This window comes from Nostocoides australiense Ben110 (assembly GCF_001050535.1).
Classification (GTDB): Bacteria; Actinomycetota; Actinomycetes; order Actinomycetales; family Dermatophilaceae; genus Nostocoides_A; species Nostocoides_A australiense.
In genome coordinates this window covers 3,949,202-3,957,219 of the sequence record NZ_HG764815.1, presented here as the reverse complement: position 1 = coordinate 3,957,219, position 8,018 = coordinate 3,949,202, and the positions used below count along the sequence as shown (strand labels likewise).

7 protein-coding genes are annotated in these 8,018 nt (G+C 68.2%); 3 read left to right on the top strand and 4 right to left on the bottom strand.

The annotated features are described in order from the left end of the window. Positions 1-43 precede the first annotated feature (43 nt). From BN11_RS19490 to BN11_RS19480, 3 genes are all read right to left on the bottom strand, one after another. Entirely contained in the window at positions 44-1,114 is a 1,071-nt protein-coding gene (locus tag BN11_RS19490; RefSeq protein ID WP_083433897.1) for a serine hydrolase domain-containing protein, read from the bottom strand. Next, on the bottom strand, positions 1,111-2,145 hold the full coding sequence (locus BN11_RS19485; RefSeq protein ID WP_048700041.1) for a Gfo/Idh/MocA family protein: 1,035 nt from the start codon (positions 2,143-2,145) through the stop codon (positions 1,111-1,113). Before BN11_RS19485 ends, BN11_RS19490 begins: the two co-directional genes overlap by 4 nt. 72 nt (positions 2,146-2,217) lie before the next feature. Further along, on the bottom strand, positions 2,218-3,285 hold the full coding sequence (locus BN11_RS19480) for a LacI family DNA-binding transcriptional regulator (RefSeq protein WP_048700039.1): 1,068 nt from the start codon (positions 3,283-3,285) through the stop codon (positions 2,218-2,220). A 151-nt stretch (positions 3,286-3,436) separates the two neighbouring features. Here BN11_RS19480 and BN11_RS19475 point away from each other — a divergent pair, with 151 nt between their 5' ends. The 3 genes from BN11_RS19475 to BN11_RS23175 all read left to right on the top strand — a co-directional run bounded on the left by BN11_RS19475 (position 3,437) and on the right by BN11_RS23175 (position 6,301). After that, positions 3,437-4,636 carry a phytanoyl-CoA dioxygenase family protein gene (locus BN11_RS19475; protein ID WP_048700036.1) on the top strand — a complete coding sequence of 400 codons (1,200 nt, stop codon included), beginning with the start codon at positions 3,437-3,439 and terminating at the stop codon, positions 4,634-4,636. A gap of 56 nt (positions 4,637-4,692) precedes the next feature. Beyond that, positions 4,693-5,721, top strand: a complete 1,029-nt coding sequence (locus BN11_RS19470) for a hypothetical protein (protein WP_048700034.1) — start codon at positions 4,693-4,695, stop codon at positions 5,719-5,721. Positions 5,722-5,992: 271 nt separating this feature from the next. Continuing rightward, the gene (locus tag BN11_RS23175; protein ID WP_157044289.1) at positions 5,993-6,301 is read left to right on the top strand and encodes a hypothetical protein; all 309 of its coding nucleotides are present in this window, start codon (positions 5,993-5,995) and stop codon (positions 6,299-6,301) included. Positions 6,302-6,425: 124 nt separating this feature from the next. Here BN11_RS23175 and BN11_RS19465 read toward each other — a convergent pair whose 3' ends face one another. Continuing rightward, a complete protein-coding gene (locus BN11_RS19465) occupies positions 6,426-7,886 on the bottom strand; it encodes an IS1380 family transposase (RefSeq protein ID WP_048698803.1) in 1,461 nt (486 codons plus the stop codon). Positions 7,887-8,018 lie beyond the last annotated feature (132 nt).

Genomic DNA, 8,018 nt, shown 5'->3' with positions numbered 1-8,018 from the left:
GCCGGTGATCGAGCCGCCCGCATCATCCGTTCGGATGAGTTGGTCACGGATGATTGGTCACGGATGAGTGGGCAAGCCCGACGAGACCACATCCCACACGTCGTCGAAGACGCCGTCTACGTTCAGCATCACGACGACGGAGAGGTCCTCGTCGCCGTGATGGCGGGCGCCCCCCCCCCGCCACTCCCGGATCGCCGCCCCCGTGCTGGAAGATGCCTCCCGGCGCGACGATCGGGCCGTACCCCTGCGAGCGGTCGCCGTATGCCGGCACGTGCGGTGTCCGCATCAGCGCGCTGAGCTCTGGCCCGAGGAGCGAGCCGTCCGCGATGACGCGCAGGAAGCGGTCGATATCGCGGGCGGTGGCCAGGGCCCCGCCGTCGCCGCCGCCGATCACCGGGACGGAGAAGACGTTGGTGCGCCATGCCGCGCCGCTACGGTCGATATAGGCCTGAGCGACGTCGGGCCGGGGTTCGTCGGAACGGAAGTAGCCGGTGTCGGCCATGCCGGCGGGGATGAGTACGTCCTCGGTGACGACATCGACGTATGCCCGGCCGGTCATCTCCTCGAGCACCGCACCGAGCAGCACGTAGCCGGCGTTGCTGTAATGCCACTCTCCGGGTGCGGCGGCGGGCGCGCGGTCGGCATACAAGGGCAGGTAGTCGTCCGGGCGCTCGACCCGTCCCGGATTCCGGCCGGCCCACGTCGCGCCATAGTCGTCGCCGGTGTAGTGGGGGAGGGATTCGTCCTCTTCGAAGTAGTCGCCGATCCCCGAGGTGTGGGTGAGCAGGTGGTGCACGGTGATCTCGGACGAGAGGATCGCGGGGCGGCGAGCCTCGGGCAGCAGATCGACGATGCGGTCGGTGACGGCCAGCTCCCCGCGGCCGACCGCCAGCAGCGTCGCCGCGGCGGTGAACATCTTGGACATCGACGCCACCGCGAAGCGGGTGCCAGGGTGAATCTGCACTCCCGCAGCGCGATCCGCCCAGCCGCGACAGAACTCCACCACGGTCGCGTCGGCCTGCATCACGAGCAGGATGCCGTTGAACCGGCCGTCGTCGGCCATCGTGCCGAGGTGGTCGGTCACCCGGGCCCACGGCAACGGTGCGCTGCTCATCGGCACCTCACTCGCCTCACTCCGGCAGGCAGCGGTATGCCGACCTGCTCGCGGATGGCGTCCATCACCCGCAGCAGCCGGATCGAGTGGGCGAGCGGGCGGACGTCGGATTCGCGCGCTCCTGCGGTGATGAGGCGGGCCACGTCGGCGGCCTGGAAGTGCAGCCCGCCTTCGTGGGCGACCGGCTCCTCGTCATACCGGGCGCTCTCGCCGCCGCGCGTGGTGACGGTGAACCCGCCCGGTTGATAGAAGGGTCCGTCGATCGTGATCGTCCGGTCGGCCGACGCGATGACACCCGTCGTCGGCGTCTCCCCGATGATCGAGCAGTGCAGCGCGGCGACGCCGCCGTCGGCGCCGACCAGTTGCATCGCCAGCTGGCCGTTGATGCCGTTCGGCGCCGGGGTGCCGGCCGCGGCGATGCGCTCCGGATCGCCGAGCGCCCACATCGCGAAGGACAAAGGGTAGGTCGCCATGTCATAGAGCGGGCCGCCGGCGAGGTCGGCGCGGAAGATGCGGTGGTCCGGTGTGAAGTACTCGCCCATGTCGGCGAGGACGGTGTCCACCACCATGTCGTCGAGCAGCTGGCGCAGCACGTCGTACTTCGGCAGGAAGAGCGTCCACAGCGCCTCCATACAGAAAACTCCCGCTGCCGCAGCGCGATCCGCGATGTCCTGGGCCTCGGCCTCGCTGATGGCGATGGGCTTCTCGATGAGGACGTGCTTGCCGGCGTCGATGGCGAGCACCGCGTTGGCGTGGTGGTGGTTGTGGGGCGTGGCGACATAGATGATGTCGACGTCCGGGTCGGCGACGAGGGCCTCGTAAGAGCCGTATGCCGCGCTCGCCCCCACCGCGCTCGCGAACCGGTCCGCGCCCTCCTGACTACGCGACCCGACCGCGTGGACCTGCTGAGTCGTGTTGCGCTGCAACGCCGTCACGAACTTGTCGGCGATCCAGCCAGTCCCGAGGATGCCCCAGCGCAGGGACGGTGCCTCGCGGGGATCGGGGGTCCGGGCGGCGGGAAGCTGAAGCATGGGGGTCCTTCCGAGCGCGGTCTTTGTCAGCACATTAGAGCAAGAGGGGCTCAGCGGGCTAGGTCTGACTCCCTATGTCTGGCTGCCTAGGTCTGGCTGCGCGGCCGGTCCGAGCCGCGGGGGGAGGTTGTATGCCGTGACGATCTGCGGCGTGGCCCGCACTGAGGTCGGGACGCCGGGCAGTATGCGGTGGAACCGGAGGATCTGCTCGCATCCCGCGCGCACGTCGGCGCGCAGGTCGTGATGCAGGACGGCGGTGAGCGCGCCGGTGCGCAGCAGCTCGTCGTTGTCGGCGTCGAGGTCGTGACCGAGATGGATGCGGGGATGGATCCGGCTGCGCCGCAACTGGGTTGCGATGGCGCGGTTGCCGCCGCCGATGGAGTAGACGGCGGCGATGTCGCGCCGCTTCCTCGACGCGGCCCGCACCAGATCGCTCATGCCCTGATCCAGCCCGTCGGCGTCGGCGATCGTGAGAGTGTCGCGGCCGGGGGTGAGCCGGGCGAGGGTCGCGGTGAAGGCGGTCAGGCGTTCCTGCTCGCCGATCATCGTCGACCGGCTCATCGTCACGAGGACGGCACCCGCCGCGCCGGTCGTCCACTCCGCCACGAGAAAGGCCGCGGTCGCTCCCGCGGCGGCGTTGTCGAGCCCGACATAGGCGATGCGCCGGCAGTGCTGGACGTCGGTGACGAGCGTGACCACGGGTATGCCGCGCTCGCGCAGCCGGTCGATCGCAGCAGCGATGACGGGGTCGTCGGGAGCCTTGAGCAGCACGCCGTCGCTGACGTGTCCGCCACGGCCGATCCGATCGAGCTGAGATGCGAGTCCTTCGGCAGTTCCGCTCTCCCGCAACGAGAAGCGCGCTCGCACGAGCGCCGGCCGCAAGCTCGCCAACTGCGACTCGAGGGAGGCTCGGACCGCATCGGAGAACCGCTTCGGCGCCTGCATGACGACGTCGATCACCAGGGAGATGCCGTCGAGCCGCAGTTGCGTGTGTTGTCGGTCCAGCTCGGCGATCGCTGCTTCGACCTGGCGGCGGGCCTGGGCGCTGACGTGCGGGCGCTCGTTGAGGACGCGATCGACCGTCGCCACACTCAGCCCCGCCTGAGTGGCGATGTCCGCGATCCGGTGACCGTGCGCCATACCTCCTGACTCTAGAGAGAAAGGCCGACTCCAGAGAGAACGGCCCGGGCGGGCTGAGGGGAAATTGAGGTGCTGAGGTCAGGACAGGCTCACCAAACCCCGCCATCCTGGAAGCAGGACACCACAGCCGCACCTGTCAGGAGCCTCACCGATGAGCGCACTCGCCCAAGCCGCAACTCGCCGCACGCCCGCCTTCCCTGTCGGAACCCTCCACGCTGGCGACTGCCGGCTGGCGGACCTGCTCGAGATCCTCCAGGACACCACCGACCTCGCCGACTACCCGCACGCCACCGCCGTCGAGCAAGGCGTCCTGATCTACTCGGCGGACGCGGTGCGCGCGTCGCTCGCCGACGGTGCCGGCGATGACATCGAGGCCGAACTGGCCCGCGCCTGGTCGCAGGGGCCCGGCATCATCGTCTTCACCGGCGCCTTCGAGAGCGAGATCATCGACCGGGTCAACGCGGCATACGACCGGATCATCAAGCAGGAGAAGGAATCCGGGGGGCCCAAGGGCGACCACTTCGGCGAGCCCGGCGCCAACGACCGCGTCTGGAACGCCCTGGAGAAGCTGGCGGTCGCCGACCCCGAGGCCTTCGTCGACTACTACAGCAACGACCTCGTCGCGCTCGGCGCCCGCGCGTGGCTCGGCCCGGCATACCAGATCACGGTGCAGCCCAACGTCGTTCGTCCCGGCGGCAAGGGCCAGACGGTGCACCGCGACTACCACCTCGGTTTCATGGATTCGGGGCAAGCAGCCCGCTTCCCGGCGCACGTGCACGCCCTCTCCTCCGTGCTGACCCTGCAGGGCGCCGTCGCGCACGTCGACATGCCCGTCGAGTCCGGGCCGACGCTCTACCTCCCGCACAGCCAGAAATACACCCACGGCTACCTCGCCTACTGGATCCCGGAGTTCCAGGACTATTTCGTCGCCAACCACATCCAGCTGCCCCTCACCAAGGGCGACCTGGTCTGGTTCAACCCGGCCCTCATGCACGCCGCCGGCACCAATGTCTCGGCGGACATCCAGCGCATGGCCAACCTGCTGCAGGTCTCCTCGGCCTTCGGCCGCGCGATGGAGAGCGTCGACCGCGAGCGCGTGGTCAACGCCGTCTATCCGGCGCTGCTCGCCGCGCTCGACGGCGGTATGCCGCGGCCCCTGGTCGACAACGCCGTGGCCGCGAGCGCGGAAGGCTATGCCTTCCCGAGCAACCTCGATCGCGACCAGCCGGTCGGCGGGATGGCACCGCCCACCCAGTCCGATCTCGTGCACGCCGCCCTCGACACGCGCGAGACACCCGAATCCCTCCGCGATCGGCTAGCCCACCAGGCATGGACCAAGCTCAGCCACTAATCCCGAGGCCGCCACAAGCGGTCGCGCGGACCGCGAGCCGCACGTATGTTCAGTACATGGCACGTGACGAGGCTCCCCACGCGCTGCTCGATTCCTCGGACTTCCCGAGCATTGCAGCCGCACGCCGACTGAGCAGCGAGCGGATTGCCATCGCCCGAAATGCACTTCAGGACGCGGCCGAGCCGGGACTCGACGTCGTGGGCTTCGGTTCGTTGGCGCGACGCGAGATGACATCCGAGAGTGACTTCGACTACCTCGTCCTGGCGATGCAACTTCCCCAACGCCCGGACGTAGCGCCGACTCTCTTGCGACGAGCGGATGACCTGCGTCGTGCCTGGCTCGTCGACGAAGGCCATTCGGACGAGGCCGTGCGCCCTCCCGGCCCATCCGGCATCTTTGGTCGCTCGGTCGGCGCTTTCGACCTAGTCGACAAGATCGGCCTCCAGGACGACACGAATCACTCCATGACCAGGCGCATGCTGCTCCTGGAGGAGTCGGTCAGCCTGATGTCGCCCAACGTTCATGCCGCGGTCGTCACGTCGGCGCTGCGCCGCTATCTCGACGCCGGCCGGACGTCGCCTACCAAAGTGCCGCGCTTCTTGCTCAATGACGTGGTCCGGTATTGGCGGACGATCAGTGTCGACTACCAAGCCAAGGTGCGCGACTCAGCGGACGCTTCCGGTCTGCGCTACCTGAAGCTCCTCATCACGCGCAAAACGCTCTTCGCGGGAACGCTGACCAGTCTCCTGCTGTGTGGTCTCGAGGGGTGGCATCCGGCGGATGCCGACTCCCTGACACAGCAGTGCATGATGACGCCCTTGGAGCGATTGGTTCAGATCCATCCGCTGGCTCCTCCCCGGATTCAGGATGCGCTCACCGACCTCCTCAGCATCGTTGACTACTTCCTGGAACGCAGCGGTGACAAGGCATGGCGAGCGATTGTCCAGCAGGGGGAACGTGGAGGTGGATGCCCAGAGTTCGATGACATGAGACGTCGAGCTGACGACCTCCAAGCCCATCTGGAGACCATTTTCTTCGAGTGGGAGACGATCCGGGCACGGGCGCTCCGTTGCCTCGTTTTCTAGACCTCGTGGGGGTTGTCAGTGGGCCCTGGGAGGGTTGATTGTGTTAGAACAACGGTTGAGGAGGACTAGTTGCCTACAGACGCACAGACCCAAGTGGAAGCCGGACTCCGCGATGTCGTCGTTGGCCACCTACGACGAAACCCGGAGTCCAGGCAGCTTCTCGCCACGGGACTCAAAGTGCCGGTCGAAAGCATTGACCGGCTACTTACGAGGGATCAGTGGGACCTGCACCTAGCGCTCTCTGCCGCCACGTCACTCGGGGTTAGGCTCCATGTCACTGGCGACTAGCCATGGCCCCTCAGCCCTGTCACGCATTTCCGGCGTTTCGTGGGACACCGGCATCTCTAATTGCGAGGTGTGCGGCTTCACCTTGTGGGCGCCGATCACGAAGCTCCAAGTCAGCTGGGTTGGCCTCTACAACGACGCGAGATTTCCGGGACGCTTGCTGCTCTCGCTGGACGATCACTTCGAACACCTGGATGCTGTTCCGGACGTCCAGGCATCGGCGTTCTTCACGGATGTCCGTCATGCCTCAGCCGTGCTTCGTCACGCTCTAAGCCTCGATCCACCGATGGGCTGATGGCGTGGGGTTGATCGTCGTCTCGGGCTGAGGAGGCGAGCGGGGGCGTGGGTGATCGCCCGACCTCGCTGTCGGGGTGTTCCACGTCGGGGTTGCTCGGGTCGCGCCGTCGTCGGCTGGGTGGTCAGGGCGGTGCGGTGGCGGGGGGGTCGGCGACGCGGTCGAACAGTCGGGTCCACGCCTGGTGCCAGGGCCACGCTTGGGGCAGGTGCAGGGTGATCCGCCGGGCGGAGGACGCGACCCGGGCCGGGACGTGGATCAGCTTGCGACGCACGGTCGCGCTGGTCGCCTTCGCCAGCTTCGAGGTCTGGGGTGTCGCACCGGAGGCCAGGGTGGTGGCGGCGCGGGTGAGGTTGAACGCGATGACCGCGAGCACGAGCCAGGCGGCGTTGGCGGTGAACTTCCCGGAGGGCAGGTGCGCCAGCGCGGAGCCCTTGAGGTCGGCGTGGACCTGTTCGATGATCGCGTGCCCGCGGTGGGTCTTGTCGGCGGCGACGGTGTCCAGCACATGGGCCGGGACGGTGGTGAAGAACGCGTGGAAGCGCCAGGTGTCGAACAGGGTGTCCTGCCCGGTCGCCTTCTTCTTGTCGGCGTTGAAGTCGGGGATGCGGCGCACGATCAGCCGGCCCGGGACCTGGTCGGCCTTCTTCTTGGAGGCGAACGCGGTGAAGTCGATCTCGGCGACCTCCGCCTTCGAGATCCACGCCCCGCTCATCTCATCGAAGATCGCGTCCGGGTACTCGATCGTGGTCCACGCACCGTCATCGATGCCGGCGATCGCGGCCTTGACCGGGCTGGTTGCCCGCACGGTGACGGACACGTGCGCGCCGCCGGTGATCGCCGCGTGGACGGCGTCGCGGCCGTAGTAGGCCGAGTCCATCCGGACCAGGACCGGCGCCTTCACGCCGAGCAGGCGGCGGGCCTGTTTCACGGCGTCACCGACCAGGCGTTTCGCCCCGCGGGGCGACCCACAAGAGCCCTTGCGCAGCCGCTGCGCTACGACCAAGGGCGCGTGTCCGGCGGTGGTGAGGGTGGCGATCAGCGCGTTCAGGCCGCGGACCCGGGTGTAGCCGAACCCGGCGCCCTGCTTGGCGTGGCCGTGGACCTCGATGATCGTGTCGTCCACGTCGACGAACGCGTACCCGACGCCCGCTCCCGCCTCGTCGCCAGCGGGCAATGGTGCCGGGACCGGTGGGGTCAGCCCGGCCAGGCGAGACAGCGCGAGCAGGAACCGTGCGGCGACCGCATCGAGCTGCCGGACGTGCCCGAAGGTGAACGTGCGTAGGAACGAGCCGAGCGTCGAGGGCGCGTACGCCTTGGCGAAGAGCCGGCCCATCCCGCCGTGGCGCAGCAGGGCCATGTCATCGATGCTGTCGGCGCCGGCGACCATCCCGGCCACGAGCGAGGCCACCTTCGACCCAGCGTTCGCGCCTTTGTCCGTCGGCACGCTCAGGTGCTCATCCGCCAGCTGGCGCAGCCCTGCCCGGTCGGCCAGTGCCAGTACCGGGACCAGGCCGGCGGACGACACGAGATTCGGGTCGTCGAACACCGCAGAAGTGCGGGTCAGGGTGTGAGAGAGTTTCACCTACGAGATGCCCCTTGCGCGAGACGGAACTGAAGCCTGAAGAACTCCAATTCTGTTTCAGCACAGGGGCATTCTCATGTTCCGACGCGCCGGATCACCACACCGCGCCAAGTCGATCGGTGGATCGAGGCT